Genomic DNA, 17,902 nt, shown 5'->3' with positions numbered 1-17,902 from the left:
TGTGCTGTAAATAAGTGCATCGTCCTGTGTAAGGGGCGCCTGTCCTTTCGGGTTTTCAGAGCTGTTGGTTTTAATATGTCAAGTAGTGAGTTGTTTGGTTTCAGCGATTTACCATCAAATAAAGGAAAGTCGTTTTTATAATTCCAATGTGCCCAGGCAATGTTGTGTTAATCGAAGATGCTGATCCAATCGGTATAAATCGCTTTTCTTATGGCGAGCGGAGTAGAAGGAAAGCAGCCAAATTCGCCACAGTACAATTGAAGCTTGTGTTTCTTAGCGATTTTAACAGCTATTAAAATCCGTTCCTCCATTGTTTCACGATCGTAGTAATGGTTTTCGTAAGAGATTGCCTCTTGTAAGGATTTATCAAGTGATGGATATTGGAGCGTATCAATAGCGTAACCAGGATAGACAATTGGGCCATTATAGGTGCCTATGGTATTCCATGAAGTCTTGTAATGACTGACCAAAAATGGTTCGTAGAAATGGAAACTAAGGATGAGATTAGTGTCATTTTCCGGTAGTTTTAATTCAGGGAAACTATAAACCTGCTGCCACTTATTTGATCCAATAACGATGGTGCGTTTTGGTTCTTTCTCACGTATGGCGCTAATTGCTTTTCTTATAAGCTTATTCCAGTCATTGGGATCTTCTGCTACGGCTTCGTTTAAAATTTCGTAGGCAAGTAGTTTGTTTGGGTATTCTTTTAAGTGACTTGATAATTCTTTCCAGTAGTCAATGAATTGGATTTGAGCTTCTGAGTCATTCCATATTCGTTGATTATTGCCAACGAAGTGATGACTTCTTAATGAGTGTAGATCAACAATTACTTTGAGTTTGCACTCGTGAGCCCAATCAATACCTTGCTTTAATAAGTTTAAGGTTACATTATCTATATTACCATTTTCATCCCATAGCTGTTTTTCATCCACCGGTAACCTAACATGATCAAAACCATGGCTGGCAATGGTTTCGAAATCTATTTTTTGTATGCATTGTGCTCTTTCATCACCCCTAATGTCCGTTTGCGACAGCCAATGACTTACATTAATCCCATTATTTATTTGAAAACTTTGCGCTTGCAGAACAGAATAGTTAAATATAAAACATACAAAGAACAACTTGATTGAACGCTTGATCATTTCTCTATTTCTTTAAGTATTCACTTGGTGTCATGCCAAAATACTTCTTGAAGGTTTGACTGAAGTACTTAGGATCGGTAAATCCAATCATATAGGCTGTTTCACTAATGTTTTTACCTTCTTCCTTAAGTATGCGAGCAGCTTCCTTAAGCTTAATGGTCATTAACAATTGTTGGGGCGATAAGTCGGTCAATGATTTTATTTTACGATAAAGCACAGGTCTACTCATACCCAACTCAATGGCTGTGCTCTCAACACTCAGCTCATCCTTATCGATGTTTTCAATCACATAACTTTTGATCTTTTCCAAAAACTGCTCATCGGCATTGGTAGGTGCTACTTCTTTTAGTTCACTTTCAGGTTCCTGAAATTTCTGTCTAAGTTGCTGGCGGCTCTTCAATAAATTACTTACCTGAGCCCTCAGTAGCTTTAAATCGAAAGGTTTTTCGAGGTAGGCATCAGCACCATGTTCCAATCCTTCGCGTTTGTAATCGGGTGAGTCAAGCGCAGTAAGCAGAATAATAGGAATATGACAAGTTGATAAGTCGTTCTTAAGCTGCTGACAAAGTTGGTGTCCGTTCATCTCAGGCATCATCACATCCGAAATAATAATGTCTGGCATGTATTCATTTACCTTCTCCATGCCCTCTTTACCATTTGCTGCACCAAATACATTATAATCCTTACTAAAATCTTGCTTTAGAGCCTCAAGTAATTCAGGGTTGTCTTCAACAATTAATAATTTGATACCAATGGAACTTACATTAGCATAACTCTCGGTATTTGATTGGTCAACAATAGGCGTAGGCAGTTGACTTTCGTCTTCACTGTGACTGAAATCTTCGTGTGTATAATGGTGGTTGCCAAGTAATAGTTTTACCCTAAAAACAGAACCTTCTCCAAGTGTGCTTTCAAAACTAATGTCGCCTTTGTGCAGTTCAACTATTTCTTTGGTTAACATTAAACCTACACCACTACCAACTTCTTTTGAATTAATGGCATTGGTAGCACGGTAGTAGTGCTGGAATATTTTCTTTTGCTGCTTGGCCGGAATACCTTCACCTGTATCGTCAACTGTAATGGTGCAATACTTCTTGTCAATTAATATGCAAACCTTTATTTCGCCATTTTTAGGTGTGTATTTAAAGGCGTTGGATAATAGGTTGTACATTACCTTTTCCATTTTATTGCGATCGAACCATACACTCGAAGACTCATTGGGTAATGAAATGGTAACGCTTATATTCTTTTCCTTTGATAGTGGTTCAAAAGCTTTTACACGCTCTTGTATAAAGGTGTTGATGTCGTATTCGCTCACTTGTAGCTGCATCTTTTTTAAATCAGCCTTCTGGAAGTCGAGCAATTGATTAACAAGGTTGCTCAGGCGATCGATGTTACGCTTTATTAATGATAGGTTGCTGTCTTCTTCTTCCGACTCCTCTACCATTTTTTCAACGGGTAGTTTAATAAGAGAAAGAGGTGTTCTTAAATCGTGGGCAATGGAAATGAAGAATTGTTGTTTTTCGTTGTTGTGCCGTTCATGCAGTCTGAGTTTATTGTAATGAAGAATGACCAAGGTTAAACTTAAAACTATCATGAAATAAACCAGATAAGCCCAAAAAGTGGTATAAAAAGGTTTGTCAATGCTGATGCTAACCTTCTTAATAGCTTCTTGCCAAACATCATCGTCGTTTGACACCATTAGCTTAAATGTATAGTTGCCAGATGGAACTTTTGTGTAATTGGCTTCTCGTATCTGATTTGGACCATTCCATTGTTCCTCAAATCCTTCCAGTTTCCACTTAAACATTACTTTGTGTGGATTGGTATAGGCGATTGCTCCGAATGAAATGCCAAAGGTATTTTCGTTGTACTTTAGTTTAAATGTTTCTTGCAGGTTAATGTTTTTTTGAAGGATTCCATCGGGTGAAATAGGCAATGTTTTTCCAAAGAGTTTAATTTCATTTAAGATAGGTGTGTTCTTTTGTGTAGAACGATGTATTTGGGAAGGATAAAAATAGGATACGCCACGCGGCCCTCCAAAAAGTAGTTGGCCATCCCGTTTTTTACAGATTGAATTTTCTAATAAAACAGTATTGGCCAGTCCATCACTTAAGTCATAATTGTCATAAACTGAAAAGTTTTGAATCTTGGACAATCCGCCAGTTGAAGCCAACCAAAGTGTGGTATCATTTACCCATACCATGCTTCGAATAAAATTGGACGGGAGACCGTGTTCGCTTTGTAAAAAATTCAGACTATCGTTGTCATGATTCCACTCTATAAGTCCATTGGCGTCGGTTCCTAATAGTAACTTATTGCTTGTGGGGTGACTGGTCATGCAAATGATTCGATTTGATATCAAAGATTCAAGCGATGGGCGGCTAACCTTATAAGTATCTAAATCAACTACAAAAAGGCCAAATAGGGTGCCAACATACATGTGATTTTTGTACTCGTAAAATGATCTAACATTGGAAATGTTGACAGTGGTTCGAAGGCCGTTAAAATCAATAACACTAATGCCTCCCCAAATTCCACCTGTCCATATCTTACCTTTACTATCGGTGTAGTTTTGATATAGATGGTCTGTTTCTATTTGATGCTTCTTATTGCTAGCATTCTCGGTAAATGACCTTAAGCGTTGTCCTTTTGAACTAAAACAATGAATGCCTTGTCCATATGTTGCTACCCAAACATTGCCATTCTGCCCGGCGCAAATCGACATAACTTGAATCCTTAATTCATCAGGTGATTGTTTCCTTGGCACATGCTTCCATATTTCTGTCTTTGGATCATAAATACTGATGCCATTTTTGCCACCGTACCATAAGCAGCCGTCAATATTCTCAAAAATGGCATTAGTAACGTTTGATCGAAGACTCTGACCTTTATAGGCCACGTGGCGTTCAATATGGAATTTTTTAATATTGGGGTCAGAATAACACACCCCACTTCCATAGGCACCAACCCACAAAATATTATCTTCACTAAAACATAAATTGTAAATACCATTTGAAGATAAAGAATAGTCGTCATTTTCGTTCGCTTTGAACCATTGCTGATTATTCAATTCACCATCAGTTTGAACCATGCCAAGACCATCAATTCCAAAAAGTACATGCTTATCTGGTGTTAACACAATGTCTTTTATTGGGAATACCTTTTCTTTTTTTGAGAAGGAAACCGAAGCTACTACTTCAATGTTATTGATGTCAATCATTGTTTTGTACACCCATCCATCTCTTGTTCCAATGTAAAAATGCTTATCAATTTGTTGTATTGAGGTAATATCTTTTTTTGAGAATAGAGCGTTGTCAATAGCTATTAGTTTCTTGTCTTCGTTATTCAAAAAGTGCAAGCCACTTGCACTACCCACCAATTCGTAATTATCGTTGAATTTTGTAATGCAATTTACGGTGGATGTATTTTTGTTAACGCTTTGGATGCCTGGGGCATTTAAATTGAAATAAAAGAGACTTGATGTAGTGCCAACCCACATCTCTCCTTTGTTTATTGAGTGGATAGCGGTAACATTAAATAAGGCATCGTTGTCCGAATTATGAAAGAGTCTTTCGAAGTGATCCTGTTCCCTGTTGTATCTGTACACATTGCCACTTTTAGTGCCGCATAATATATCGTTGTACTCAGAGAATTCAAGGCAATTTATAATTTGATCATTGGGTACTCCAAGCTCCCCATCGATGCTCAGCGTGTAGTGCTTTAGATCAGCACCATTAAATTTATCAACGCCATTGTGAGTAGCAAACCACATATATCCTTCCATATCCTGGGCAAGCGATACAATACGGTTGTTTTTCAGGCCTTCGTCAACTGATATGTGCTGAAATTTATAATCAATCGACCACGCTATTTGTAAACCAAACAGCAAACAAACTGCAACGATGATCAATCTTAAATGATGGATGTTGTTGGTCATGTTATACCAATTAAATATTAAAATGCGCTGGTATAATGCCGATACATAATCAAAGTGACTTTAGAAATGGAATGCACTAAAGGCGCATTTTGATTAGTAAACGGTATTAATGTCTAATTAATCAGCTAATGAAATCAAATATAGTTAATAATTGATTAGCTCTTCATATACTCTTAGTCGGCATTTATTATATTTATAGAAGGATGTATAAATCGTTCAATCAAGGGGTGTAAATGATTCGATGTGTGGCAAGCGTTAATGTATCAGGCTTGAGCATAGATGTGAAAATTCTTTATGCTTTCTATTTCTTAGTTCGATCTTAATTGTCAAAGACATTAGGACTTGTGAGTTTTAGTCATCTTAATAAATGTCATCATTTGTTAATTTGAATGGTTTATCCACCCCAAGGGAACGATTTTTACCTAAGGCTTGCTAGATATTGGTGGTAACATTGTATCAAGAAAATGTGAATTATTTTAAATAATAAATCCAAGTTAATATGAAGAATCTATTTATGATGGGGCTAATTCTAATGTTATCCTCACTTTCTGTTTATTCACAAGGAACAAAATCCATTGGAGGAGTTGTTTCAGATGAGAATGGACTAGGTATTCCTGGAGTTTCTGTTGTTGAAAAAGGAACAAGCAATGGTACCATCACCGATATGGATGGTAATTATACAATAAAGGTATCGGAGACTGCAACTATTATTTACTCTTTTATTGGTTTTAAAAACCAGGAAATAACAGTTGCCAATCAAACACAAATTAATGTTGTGATGATTGAAGAATTCACCGATTTGGATGAGGTTGTTGTTGTTGGTTACGGTGAAATGCGAAAGCGTGATTTGACTGGTTCAGTTGTTTCTGTTCGTGAATCAGATGAAGTGGCTCGTCAGTATCCTTCCGTTGACATGTTATTGCAAGGTCGTGCCGCAGGTTTGCAGGTAGTTGGTAATTCAGGAAGTCCAGGAGGAGCAGTAAGTGTTCGTATCCGTGGTACAAATAGTTTACGTGGAAATAATGAGCCACTTTATGTAATTGATGGTGTTTTAATATCTACAGCAGGAACTGATGTAAGTGATGCTTCAACTGATGCCAATGAGTTACAATCGGGGCAGAATGGATTAACTGGATTAAACCCTCAGGATATTGAATCCATTGAAGTACTAAAAGATGCGTCAGCAACCGCCATTTATGGATCCAGAGGTGCGAATGGAGTTGTAATGATAACAACCAAAAGTGGTAACAAAGGGCAGAAAGGTGATGCAAAGATATCGGCATATGCAAGTGCGGAATGGAATATGATTGATCGCAAAATTGACCTGTTGGATGGATCTGGATGGGCCAGATATCAAAACGAAAAAGATGTATTGGATGGTTTTCAGCCAAAGTATCATTTAGATGGAAACAAAGTGTATCCAATAAGTTATGATTCGGATGATAATCCTGTAATTGGTGAAGTGCCCTATAATGAAGTTAATTGGCAGGATGAGATATATAATACGACACTTAGTTATAATGCAGGCCTTTCGATCAATGGTGGTTCTGACAAGTCAACCTATTATTTCTCAGCTGGAATAAATGATCAAAGGGGTATTGTTGAAACAACGCGTATTAAACGTGGTGATTTGCGTTTTAACTTTTCTCGCGAATTAAATGAGCGATTAAAACTAGAAACACGCACAAGCATGATGTTTCAGGATGGAACATTTGCTCAAGCCGGTAGTAAATCGGGTGGTAATCGCAGTTTTACTAAACAAATTCTTAGCTATCGCCCATTAATAAGTGCAGATGATCAGGAAGATGAAGATTTAGATCTTGAAGTATCGAATCCTTATGCCTGGTTAACAGACTTTGATGATAAAACAAAAGAAATCAGAATAAATCAATCGGTTGCTTTTACCTATCAAATTGCTAAAGGTTTAAAATACAAAATAAACGCTGGTTTTGATTACCGTAAAAAAGACCGTACGCGATTCTATGATGTTGGTGTTTTTGTTGGTCAAAAAGAGAATGGTTTGGCCAACTATTCATACCTTGATCGTAAAGCTTATGTGGTTGATAATTTATTGATGTATAATCGTAAGTTTAACCAGAAACACAATATTAATGCAGTTGCAGGTGTAACTTATGATGGTGTTGATGCCGATAATAAAGTATATGAAGTAAAAGATTTTCCTGATAAAAGCTTGCGTGCTGATTACCCTCAAGGAGGACAGATAGTATTGCGTCCATTTAGTCTTCTTACTTCGAAAGAAGCTATATTCTCAGTTTTAGGACGCGTAAATTATACCTTTAACGATAAGTATGTTTTTACCGGTAGTTTCAGGAGTGATAGATCAACGAAATTTCAGACGGGAAACCAAACGGGTTATTTCCCTTCAGTTGCAGGTGCCTGGCGTATGATGGAAGAGCCTTTTATTAAAAACCTTGGCGTATTCCATAATCTTAAAATGCGCGTGGGTTGGGGTTTGACAGGTAATCAGGCGATTTCGCCTTATCAAACCTTAGGAACATATAATACAGTTTACTATGTAAATGCTGGTAATTCAACAATTGTGGGAAATGCACCAGCTCGTATTCCAAATCCGGATTTGACTTGGGAAAAAACAGATCAGTTTAATGCTGGTTTAGATTTTGGTTTTTTTGATGGTCGTTTGAGTGGAACAGTCGATTACTATAAGAAAACAACCAAAGACCTATTACAAGAAATTGAAATTGGCCCTTCCAATGGATTGACTAGTATTTTTATTAATAGAGGATCTATAGAGAATTCGGGTATTGAATTTACTATACATGGTTTAGTTGTTAATAAAACCGATTTTAGTATTGATTTAGGTGCTAACATTGCATTTAATCGAAATGAAGTCAAAACGCTAGGATTACCTTCAACTAATGTTTGGATCGACGGACAGGAAGTTGAGAAAGAGTTTTATTTTGGTAGTTCAGTTTCTACTGGTACTTATTTTAAACAACCAGCTAACGTGTTTATGGTTGGTCAGCCAATGGGGTTATTCTGGGGCTGGAAAACAAATGGAATTTACCGAGACGTTACAGCAGCAGGTGATGGCCCCCTATTTAATGGTAATCCAAACCAGGCTGGAGATGTTATTTTCGTAGATCAGAATGGAGATGGTAATATTGACGATACGGATAAAACTATTATTGGTGATCCTAATCCTGATTTCATTTACGGCTTTAACTTAAATGTTCAATACAAACGTTTCACATTAAGTGTATTATTTGAAGGGGTTTATGGTAATGATATCATTAATGCATATGATATGGAATTGGCTTACGCGGAGGGAAATAATAAAAATATCCTAAGTGATGCTTATGAGCTGGCATGGCGGCCTGACGCACCTTCCAATACCTACCCAAGAGTTGGGTATAGTCTGAATGAATATTTATCAGATCGAATAGTTGAAGATGGCAGTTATTTTAGGTTGAATAACTTAACCCTTGGCTACGACGTCCCAATGAAATGGACCAATAGCATTGCTAATGCTCGTTTTTACACTTCTATGCGAAATGTTTTTACCATTACTAACTATAGTGGTTATAACCCGCAAGTTACAAGTTTCTTAAACGATGGTTCTATTATGGGAGTTGATTGGGTAGGTACACCAAATACAAAGACTATCCTCGTAGGTTTAAACATTACATTTTAATACTTAATCCGAATGATCATGAAATTTATTAAATATATAGCATTAAGCATTGCACTAAGCTTCATTGGGATTAGTTGCAATATGGAGGAAAAGCCTCTTTTCCCTTCGGCCGATAATTTATATTCGTCAATCGAAGGTAGCCACACCGTATTAAATGGTTGTTATTCCGGCATGGCTGATTTTAATTATTATGGAGCTGATTTTATGCACCTCACCTATTTCTCATCAGGCTTGTTTACCAGTAACAGAGATGCAAGTTTGGTTGATATAATAGCATTGCAGCAAACGCCTTCACTGAATTTTGTTGAAAACGTATGGAGAGCTTCTTATCGTGTAATTGGTCGTACCAATGATTTAATTGAAAATCTTGAAATGATTGAATTAGGTGATGAAGTGGAGCAAAATAATATAATCGGTCAAGCTTATTTTTTACGTGCTCTAACGTATTTCAATTTGGTGCGATTATATGGTGGCGTGCCCTTATTAACTAAAAACCCTACTATTGAAACTATGAATCAGCCACGTGCTGAAGTATCGGTTGTTTATGAGCAGATTGTTTCTGATTTAGATAAGGCCAAAATTATGTTGAGGGATAATGCAACTCAAATGGCAGGGCGTCCGGGTATGTATGCCGCACATATGTTGTTAGCTAAAGTGTATATGACAATGGCCGGGAATCAAACAGCAGCTCAAACTGATTACTGGACAAAAGCTTATGATGAAGCCATAGAAGTTTATGAGAAGTATTCATTAGTTAGTGATTACCGAACTTTGTTTAACGAAGCATCATCTAATAATACAGCTGAATCAATATTCGAAATTCAAGGTAATGTTGAAAATACCTTGCGTTTGCACCAACTGTTTACTCCATCAAATGGTAATGCAGGACGCTCAGTTTGGGGGCGTATCAAGCCAAATATTGAATGTTACGATATGCACTTGGCAAAATACCCTGATGATCCACGTCACGCAGCAACTTTTATGACTGAATGGACAAAGTATGCAGCTAATGGTAATACATCCACAATTAAAACGTATCCCGTATTTACAAATCGCAATAACAAAGACAAAAGTTACCCATGGTTAGATAAATATTATATTCGCGAAACAACTCGCAGTAGTTATGATACAAACATGAACTTTGTAGTAATGCGTTATGCCGATTTATTATTGATGTTAGCGGAGATTGAGAATGAGCTAAATGGACCAGATAATGCTTATCAGTATGTGAATCTTGTTCTTGAACGTGCTAGAAATTCAGGAGATGTTTCTTCTACTGAACCAGCTGATTGGAGTGGTTTAACTCAAGAACAGTTTAGAGCGGATATTATGTTCGAATACCGTTATGAATTATTAGGAGAAGGTCATGAATGGTTTAATGATCGTCGACGCGGTTACGAATATTTTAAAACCAATGTTATCGATGTTCATAACAATCACTCGGGATATGATTTTAGCGTGATACGTGATGTGTTTTTGCCGGATAATGAACGTAATATCTATATGCCTATTCCTCAGGCTGAAATTACTTCAAATCCTAATGTCACTCAAGCTGATCAAAATCCTGGTTATTAGATAATAATTTAAGCACACTCAGTTATGAGTGTGCTTATTAATTCTTTAATGCTCCGCTTATTGGAGTAATGTTAATTAGTCAAATATGAGTAAGATATCTGATTATATAAAAGTTGGGCTACTTGCTTTGTTAGTTACAAGCTGTTCGTTTCAGAATAGTGAAGACAAGGCCTTGTACCTTAATTCGGAGATGGCTGTTGAGGAGCGAGTTGAAAACTTACTTCAACAGATGACGCTTGAAGAAAAGGTGGCACAGATGTGCCAGTTTGTAGGTTTGGAGCACATGAAGCAGGCTGAGAAAAACCTCTCCAAAGAAGATATGGAGAAGAGTGATGCACAGGGCTTCTACCCGGATCTGCATTCCACCGATGTGGAGAAGATGGTTGAACAAGGTTTGATTGGTTCATTTCTGCATGTAACAGATGTTAAGGAGGCTAATTACTTACAAAGCCTGGCTCAAAAGAGTCGCTTAAAAATACCGCTCTTGATTGGCATTGATGCCATTCATGGTACGGCTTTGGTACAAGGAGCTACAGTATACCCTACACCAATAGGATTGGCCAGTACTTGGGATACAACACTGGTTAAGAAACTATCAGTTGAGACAGCCAAAGAAATGAGAGCCACAGGAGCAGCATGGACATTTACACCCAATCTTGATGTGGCACGTGATGCACGTTGGGGGAGAGTTGGTGAGACTTTTGGCGAAGACCCGCTTTTGGTTTCAGATATGGGTGTAGCCATGATTGAAGGTCTGCAAAATACAGATAGCGATGCCTACTTTAATGTGATTGCCTGTGCAAAGCATCTGATTGCCGGAAGCGAATCAGTAAATGGTTTAAATGGTGCACCAACAGATTTGTCAGAACGCACCATTCGCGAGATTTATTTACCACCCTATAAAGCTGCTGTTGATGCTGGTGTATTTTCATTAATGACTGCCCATAACGAATTAAACGGAGTGCCTTGTCATGCCGATAAGTGGATGATGACTGATGTTATGCGCGAGGAACTTGGTTTTGAAGGATTCATCGTCAGTGATTGGATGGATATAGAGCGTTTGGCTACTCGTCACTTTGTGGCAGAAGATCAAACAGAAGCTTGTTATCAAACCATTGATGCTGGAATGGATATGCATATGCATGGGCCAGAATTTCTTCAGCCCGTAATAGACTTGGTGAATGAAGGCCGATTAACAGAGGAACGTATTGATGAAAGTGTTCGTCGCTTGTTAGAGGCAAAGTTTCGTTTGGGCTTATTTGAAAATCCAATGGTTGATGAAACGGTAACAGAAACAATCTTATTTAATGCTGAACATCAGGCCACAGCCTTGGAAGCGGCTCAAAAGTCAATCGTATTATTAAAGAATGAGGATGAGCTACTGCCCTTAAATATTTCGAAAAAATTAAATGTGTTTATAACAGGTCCTAATGCCAATAACGAAAGTGTATTGGGCGATTGGTCTGCTCAACAAGCAAGTGATAAGGTATCAACTATTCTTGATGGATTACATGAGATTGGTACTTCTTGTAACTATGATTATTTGGATGTGGGACATAACCCTCGCCACGTAACTAAAGCTCATATCAAACAAGCCAATAAGCGGGCGTCAAAAGCAGATTTAGCCATTGTTGTAGTTGGTGAAAACTCTTTCCGTTGGGAGTGGGACCAAAAAACGTGTGGTGAAAATTCAGGCAGATCAGACATAGGCTTAGCAGGCTTACAGCAAGATCTAGTGGAAGCTGTATACTATTCGGGTACGCCAACAATTGTAGTATTGGTGAATGGCCGACCATTGGCCACCGAATGGATTGCAGACAATGTTCCGGTTATTATTGAAGCTTGGGAACCAGGAAGCATGGGAGGTAAGGCATTGGCTCAAATACTATTTGGAGAAGTGAATCCTTCGGCCAAATTAACCATTAGTATTCCACGAAGTTCAGGACACCTGTTATCGGTTTATAACCATAAGCCAACCCATTATTTCCACAAATATGTGACCTCAAAATCAACACCATTGTACGAGTTTGGTTATGGTTTAGGCTATTCCGATTTCAATTATCAGAACCTGCAATTGTCGAAACAAAGCATTGGTAAAAAGGAAAAGTTACTGCTTAAGGTAGAAGTGACAAATATTGGTAAATACGATGGGGATGAGGTTGTTCAGCTTTATTTGAATGATAAAATTTGCTCTGTAACGCGACCTGTAAAGGAATTGAAGGCTTATCGACGCATATCGTTGAAAGCTGGAGAAACCAAGCAAGTAAGTTTTGAAATTACACCCGATATGTTAGTGTTTCTGGATAAACAATTAAAGCCAACTATTGAAGAAGGTGTTTTTAAAGCTATGGTTGGTGGTTCTTCCCGCGATAAGGACTTGTTGTCAATCCCATTCACTTACGTCGAATAAAAATTAAAGAGACATGGTATTAAGAATAAAATGGTTTGCAGCGATTTTAGTACTCGGTACTTCTATTGTTTTTGCTCAGAATAAGAGTCAGATAGGTTTTCATCCGGAAGGTCAAAAACGCGTGTTTTTTTCAGAAGACTTTGGATCTAAATCATTCAAAGTGCTTAATGAAAATGGTAAAGCAGTTTATGAAGGCATTACAAGCCAAGCTAAAGAATGGCCACACTCTGGCACTAAGGTTTGTATTGCTGATTTTTCGCATCTGAAAGATGAAGGTAGTTTTGAATTACTTATTGAGGGAAGTAAGCAGCATGAAGCCATCCTTATTACTAATATCGTTTATAAAGATTTGAATAAGGCGCTCAGCAAATCGTTTTATCATGCCAGAGTTTCTGTTGAGATATTGGAGGAGTTTGCAGGAGAATATGCACGTCCGGCTGGGCATCCTGATGATAAAGTAATAATTCATCCAACAGCGGCCACAAAGGAACGCTCTGAAGGATCTACTATTTCTTCACCAGGCGGTTGGTACGATGCAGGCGATTACAATAAATACATCGTTAATTCAAGTATTACCACTTATACCATGTTGCATGCTGTGCAAATGTATCCAAAAACAGCAAAGAAGATGCATTTGAACATCCCGGAAAGTGGAAACTCTACGCCTGATTTATTGGATGAAACACTTATTAACCTGAAATGGATGCTAAGCATGCAAGATCCCAATGATGGAGGGGTTTACCATAAGCTGACATCAAAGAAGTTTTGTGGAATAAAAATGCCACATAAAGATTTATCGGATCGGTATGTTGTGATGAAAACTACTGCAGCAACACTCGATTTTGCTGCCACAATGGCTAAAGCAGTCCGTGTGTTGAAAGCCCATCAAAAGGATTATCCTGGTTTGGCAGAAGAGTGTGAAAAAGCTGCTTTATATGCCTGGGAATGGGCAATGGCTAATCCTGATGTTTTATATAAGCAGGCTGAAGACATTAAAACCGGACAATATCAAGATACTAAAATTGCCGATGAGTGGTTTTGGGCCGCTAGCGAGTTATATCTGCTTAGTTCCAATGAAAAGTTCTTGGATAAGATGGATTATAAGAGCACGCATTTTGGGGTGCCACAATGGGGAAGAGTGAATAGTTTAGGCCTGTATTCAATCCTTTCAAGTAAGAAATCAAAGGCAGATAACAAAACGGCAAGCAAAAAATTATTAGCACAAGCTGATAAATTAGTAAACGAATATGAAAACTCGGCATATGGTATTTCCATCACAAAATTTCCATGGGGAAGCAATAGCGAAGTTGCTAATCAAGGAATATTGTTGTTGCAAGCTTATCATTTGACTGAGAAAGCCATTTATCTGAAAGCAGCGGATGCCTGTGCAGCCTATATCTTGGGCGCTAATCCATTGGGCTATTGTTTTATTACCGGTTTTGGAACTAAAAGTCCGATGCATATACATGAGCGTCGTTCCGAATCAGATGGAATAGATGCACCAGTGCCCGGATTACTTGCTGGTGGACCAACTAAACAAGCACGAAAAGATTGTGGCGAGAAAAAGTATCCATCAGAGTTTCCTGCCATGTCGTATTTAGATGAGGAGTGTAGTTACTCTACCAACGAAATTGCCATTAATTGGAATGCAGCAGCCATTTATCTATTCCTTGGTTTAGATAGTATTTACAACGATAAGCAATAAACCTTTTATGAAGCATTTAATATCCATCTTTTCATTGCTCTTATTGTTGACCACACAGGGGATGATGGCCAATGGAAAGAAAACTAAAGATAAAAAACCAAATATCATCTTCTTCATAGCGGATGATATGACTCGCAATATGTTTAACTGTTTGGAAGAAGGTAAAGGAAAGAACCTGACTCCCAATATTGACTTTTTAGCAGAAGAAGGTACCATCATGCATCAACAACATGTGAGCGCTACGGTTTGCACTCCTAGTCGCTTTAATGTGCTGACGGGTAAATATGCCAGTAGAGCCGAGAACCCTGGGTTTTTAAGGCAAAGCAGAAAGAACAACAAGCAGCGTGTTGTGGAGTGGAATACGCACATTTTACCTGGTGAGCAAAACCTTATTAATGTACTAAAAGCCTCAGGTTACAATACGGGAGCTGTTGGTAAAAATCATGTGTTTGAGGTGAAAAAATATAAAAAGATTCCTTTATCTGCCGATGCTTCTGATAAGAAGGTAATGGATCAGCAGCTTTTGAATTACAAGCTTACTATAGAAGCCTATCATCAATGTGGATTTGATTATGCCGATGGCATATTTTATGAAAACCCTGATTTTAACGGGCCAATGGACTTGGCCGTTCATAACCTGGATTGGTCAACTGAAGCAGCACTCACTTTTTTGGACGATACGGATGAGCAACCATTTTTCTTGTATTTTGCCACCACCATACCTCATGGCCCCCAAAAGGCCGAACGTGCCTGGAATGCAGATCGAAAAATTACTCCAATTGGTATTCTGGATAAAGCACCATCTTGTTTGCCTGATAAATCAACCATCCCAACTCGATTAAAAGAAGCGGATGTCAAGGTAAATGATCCTAAAGCTAATTTGCTGTGGATGGACGATGCCCTTGGTGCACTTATTCATAAGCTGAAAGATATAGGCGAATTTGATAATACCATTATCTATTTCTTCAACGACCACGGCCAATATGCCAAAGGAACCATTTATCAAGGATCAGTGCTTAATCCAAGTATAATTTGGCAAAAGGGTGGTTTTGAAGTTGGTAATCATTGCGAAGCCCTGGTTTCGAATGTGGATTTTATGCCAACTATCATTGAGCAAGCAGGTCTTAATCCAAAAAAATACGACTACGATGGTCGCAGCTTTGCAACTATTTTAGAAGGGAAAGAACAGAAGGCAAGAGAGTCTCACTACTTTGAGATTGGTTATTCCAGAGGCGTAAGGATGGGTGATTATAAATACATTGCCGTACGTTATCCGCAATGGGTGATGGATATTGATGATGAACAGCGTCAGACTATTTTAGATGATTACAATAAAATATTAGCAGGGCGAGGGAAAGCACCGAATAATCTGGATCCGCAGGCTGGTTTTGGACATGTACAAATAGTTCCGGGCGGAGGAGATGCCGAATTTCCGGCTACGCAGCGCTACAAGCATTATTCCGACGCCGATCAGTTATATAACCTTGTTGATGATCCTGAGGAACAAAATAATTTGTTTAACGATCCAAAGTATCGCGATTTGGCCAGGAAAATGCAAGTTGAGTTACAAAAGCATATAAAAACGATTCCAGGCGGATTTGGAGAGTTAAAAACGAAGTGACAACATGTTTTTTGCAATATACTTAGAACCAGGCATAATGCCGATATGATAATGACTAGTGATAAGGAGCGTAGCGAACTTGACACTAAGTTCATTATATAATCGGTATAATTATTAACGCGATTTAATGTTTAATATGAGTAGAATAGCAGGCATACTATTAGCATTAAGTTTCATGACTTTATTGCAATCTTGCAATAAGGAGCATGAGAAGCCAAATGTTTTGCTCTTATACATGGATGATTTAAGACCTGAGTTGGGATGCTATGAGCAGTCGCATATTCATTCACCCAATATTGATGCCTTGGCCGCCAAAGGTGTAAAGTTTACCAATGCCTATTGTAATGTAGCTGTATGTGGCGCTTCTCGTGCAAGCATGCTCACCGGATTGCGTCCTACTCGCCATCGTTTCAGGGATTACAAAACCTTTGTTCAGGAGGATGCACCAAATGCAGTTACATTACCGCAGCTATTTAAAGAGAATGGTTATATCTGCATTTCCAATGGGAAAATATACCATCACTTAGATGATCGTATGGACGATTGGGATGAGGTATGGCGACCATATGCCTTTGATGAAAATCCAGAAGGACTCAAACCAACGGATTGGTGGCAATCCTTATGGCGCGATTACCTCGATAGTGATAATGCAAAACTATATGCTGATACTGATCGAGGGCCATCTTATGAAAAAGCCAATGTTGCTGATTCGGCTTATATTGATGGTTTAATGACACAAAAGGTGATGCGCGATTTGGAAAAGCTCAAGTCATCGAATCAACCCTTTTTCTTAACGGCTGGTTTTATAAGCCCTCATTTACCTTTTAATGCGCCAGCCAGACACTGGGATAAGTATGAAAGAGAACAGATTCAACTACCCATAAATAATCAGCCGGCACAATCCGAACCTAAGGCTTTGCAACTTCCTTCTTTTGAGATTAGACAGTATACCGATATACCACCCATTGATGAAGTGATATCCGACGAAAAGGCCACCTCACTTATTCATGCATATTTTGCCACAGTAAGTTATGTTGATGCATTAATAGGCCAAATAATGGCTAAGCTTAAAGAATTGGATTTAGATGAGAATACCATCGTAGTATTGGTATCCGATCATGGCTATAATTTACAGGAACATGGTCAATGGGCAAAATGGACCTATCATACAACATCAGCACGTGTACCTTTAATTATTTCAGCACCTAACATGAAACAGAGAGGTCAATCTCAGGCTATGGTGGAACTAGTTGACATGTATCCAACAATGGTCGAGTTATGTGGGCTGCATACTGCACCCAATAAGCTAGATGGTCGAAGTATTGTCCCATTATTAAATGATCAAGAGAAGAGTGGAAAAGAACATGTGTTAATTAATAACCGAACAGCTTATACCATAAAAACCATTCGTTACAGCTACACCGAATTACTTGGTGAGGATATTGATAAAGTAATGGCACGAGCCCTCTATGATCATTCAGTTGATAAACTGGAAGAACGAAATGTAGCTGAGTTAAATGAGTACAGTCAAATTGTAGATAGTTTACACGCGCTCTTGCATAGCGAGTATCAAGAAAATATTGCCCCATCGCCAGTGGGTGTTGTGAAATAAGGTAATAGGCATAACAAAAAAATATAATTGTTTAGAATCGGGAGGGAAAGGATACATCTGATGCAACATGCATTGGGTGTATTTTTGGTATATTATGTATCCTTCGAAATATCATATAGCGAAGCTGGTGCAGCCTAGACTTTTTTTGCTTACGTTTTTTGCGTCATGACAAAAAATGAAGTCGGGTTTGGGCGGACAGTCCAATTAACATAAAATATAGAACA

At 38.2% G+C, this 17,902-nt stretch carries 8 protein-coding genes; 6 read left to right on the top strand and 2 right to left on the bottom strand.

Going from position 1 to position 17,902, the window contains the following annotated elements:
* Positions 1-167 precede the first annotated feature (167 nt).
* Together ACRD7B_RS04955 and ACRD7B_RS04950 are read right to left on the bottom strand one after the other, a co-directional pair.
* Positions 168-1,142: a glycoside hydrolase family 5 protein gene (locus ACRD7B_RS04955; RefSeq protein WP_430823368.1), complete on the bottom strand. Its 975-nt coding sequence runs from the start codon at positions 1,140-1,142 to the stop codon at positions 168-170.
* 4 nt (positions 1,143-1,146) lie between these two features.
* Positions 1,147-5,082 carry a hybrid sensor histidine kinase/response regulator transcription factor gene (locus ACRD7B_RS04950; RefSeq protein ID WP_430823367.1) on the bottom strand — a complete coding sequence of 1,312 codons (3,936 nt, stop codon included), beginning with the start codon at positions 5,080-5,082 and terminating at the stop codon, positions 1,147-1,149.
* A gap of 499 nt (positions 5,083-5,581) precedes the next feature.
* On the opposite strand from ACRD7B_RS04950, the gene ACRD7B_RS04945 reads away from it, so the two are divergent.
* From ACRD7B_RS04945 to ACRD7B_RS04920, 6 genes are all read left to right on the top strand, one after another.
* Entirely contained in the window at positions 5,582-8,755 is a 3,174-nt protein-coding gene (locus ACRD7B_RS04945) for a SusC/RagA family TonB-linked outer membrane protein (RefSeq protein ID WP_430823366.1), read from the top strand.
* Between the two features lie 18 nt (positions 8,756-8,773).
* Complete coding sequence (locus ACRD7B_RS04940; RefSeq protein ID WP_430823365.1) at positions 8,774-10,330, top strand: RagB/SusD family nutrient uptake outer membrane protein; 1,557 nt, start codon at positions 8,774-8,776, stop codon at positions 10,328-10,330.
* 85 nt (positions 10,331-10,415) lie between these two features.
* Entirely contained in the window at positions 10,416-12,740 is a 2,325-nt protein-coding gene (locus ACRD7B_RS04935; RefSeq protein ID WP_430823364.1) for a glycoside hydrolase family 3 N-terminal domain-containing protein, read from the top strand.
* 13 nt (positions 12,741-12,753) lie between these two features.
* Positions 12,754-14,445: a glycoside hydrolase family 9 protein gene (locus ACRD7B_RS04930; protein ID WP_430823363.1), complete on the top strand. Its 1,692-nt coding sequence runs from the start codon at positions 12,754-12,756 to the stop codon at positions 14,443-14,445.
* Positions 14,446-14,452: 7 nt separating this feature from the next.
* Positions 14,453-16,066, top strand: a complete 1,614-nt coding sequence (locus tag ACRD7B_RS04925; RefSeq protein ID WP_430823362.1) for a sulfatase family protein — start codon at positions 14,453-14,455, stop codon at positions 16,064-16,066.
* A 136-nt stretch (positions 16,067-16,202) separates the two neighbouring features.
* Complete coding sequence (locus ACRD7B_RS04920) at positions 16,203-17,678, top strand: sulfatase (protein ID WP_430823361.1); 1,476 nt, start codon at positions 16,203-16,205, stop codon at positions 17,676-17,678.
* Positions 17,679-17,902: the final 224 nt, after the last annotated feature.

Origin of the sequence: Carboxylicivirga fragile, assembly GCF_050589805.1 — a bacterium.
Lineage (GTDB): Bacteria > Bacteroidota > Bacteroidia > Bacteroidales > Marinilabiliaceae > Carboxylicivirga > Carboxylicivirga fragile.
This window is presented reverse-complemented; position numbering and strand designations above follow the sequence as displayed.

Coding starts and splice junctions, on each gene's coding strand:
- ACRD7B_RS04955 (WP_430823368.1), bottom strand. CDS start 1,142: ATGATCAAGCGTTCAATCAAGTTGTTCTTTGTATGTTTTATATTTAAC.
- ACRD7B_RS04950 (WP_430823367.1), bottom strand. CDS start 5,082: ATGACCAACAACATCCATCATTTAAGATTGATCATCGTTGCAGTTTGT.
- ACRD7B_RS04945 (WP_430823366.1), top strand. CDS start 5,582: ATGAAGAATCTATTTATGATGGGGCTAATTCTAATGTTATCCTCACTT.
- ACRD7B_RS04940 (WP_430823365.1), top strand. CDS start 8,774: ATGAAATTTATTAAATATATAGCATTAAGCATTGCACTAAGCTTCATT.
- ACRD7B_RS04935 (WP_430823364.1), top strand. CDS start 10,416: ATGAGTAAGATATCTGATTATATAAAAGTTGGGCTACTTGCTTTGTTA.
- ACRD7B_RS04930 (WP_430823363.1), top strand. CDS start 12,754: ATGGTATTAAGAATAAAATGGTTTGCAGCGATTTTAGTACTCGGTACT.
- ACRD7B_RS04925 (WP_430823362.1), top strand. CDS start 14,453: ATGAAGCATTTAATATCCATCTTTTCATTGCTCTTATTGTTGACCACA.
- ACRD7B_RS04920 (WP_430823361.1), top strand. CDS start 16,203: ATGAGTAGAATAGCAGGCATACTATTAGCATTAAGTTTCATGACTTTA.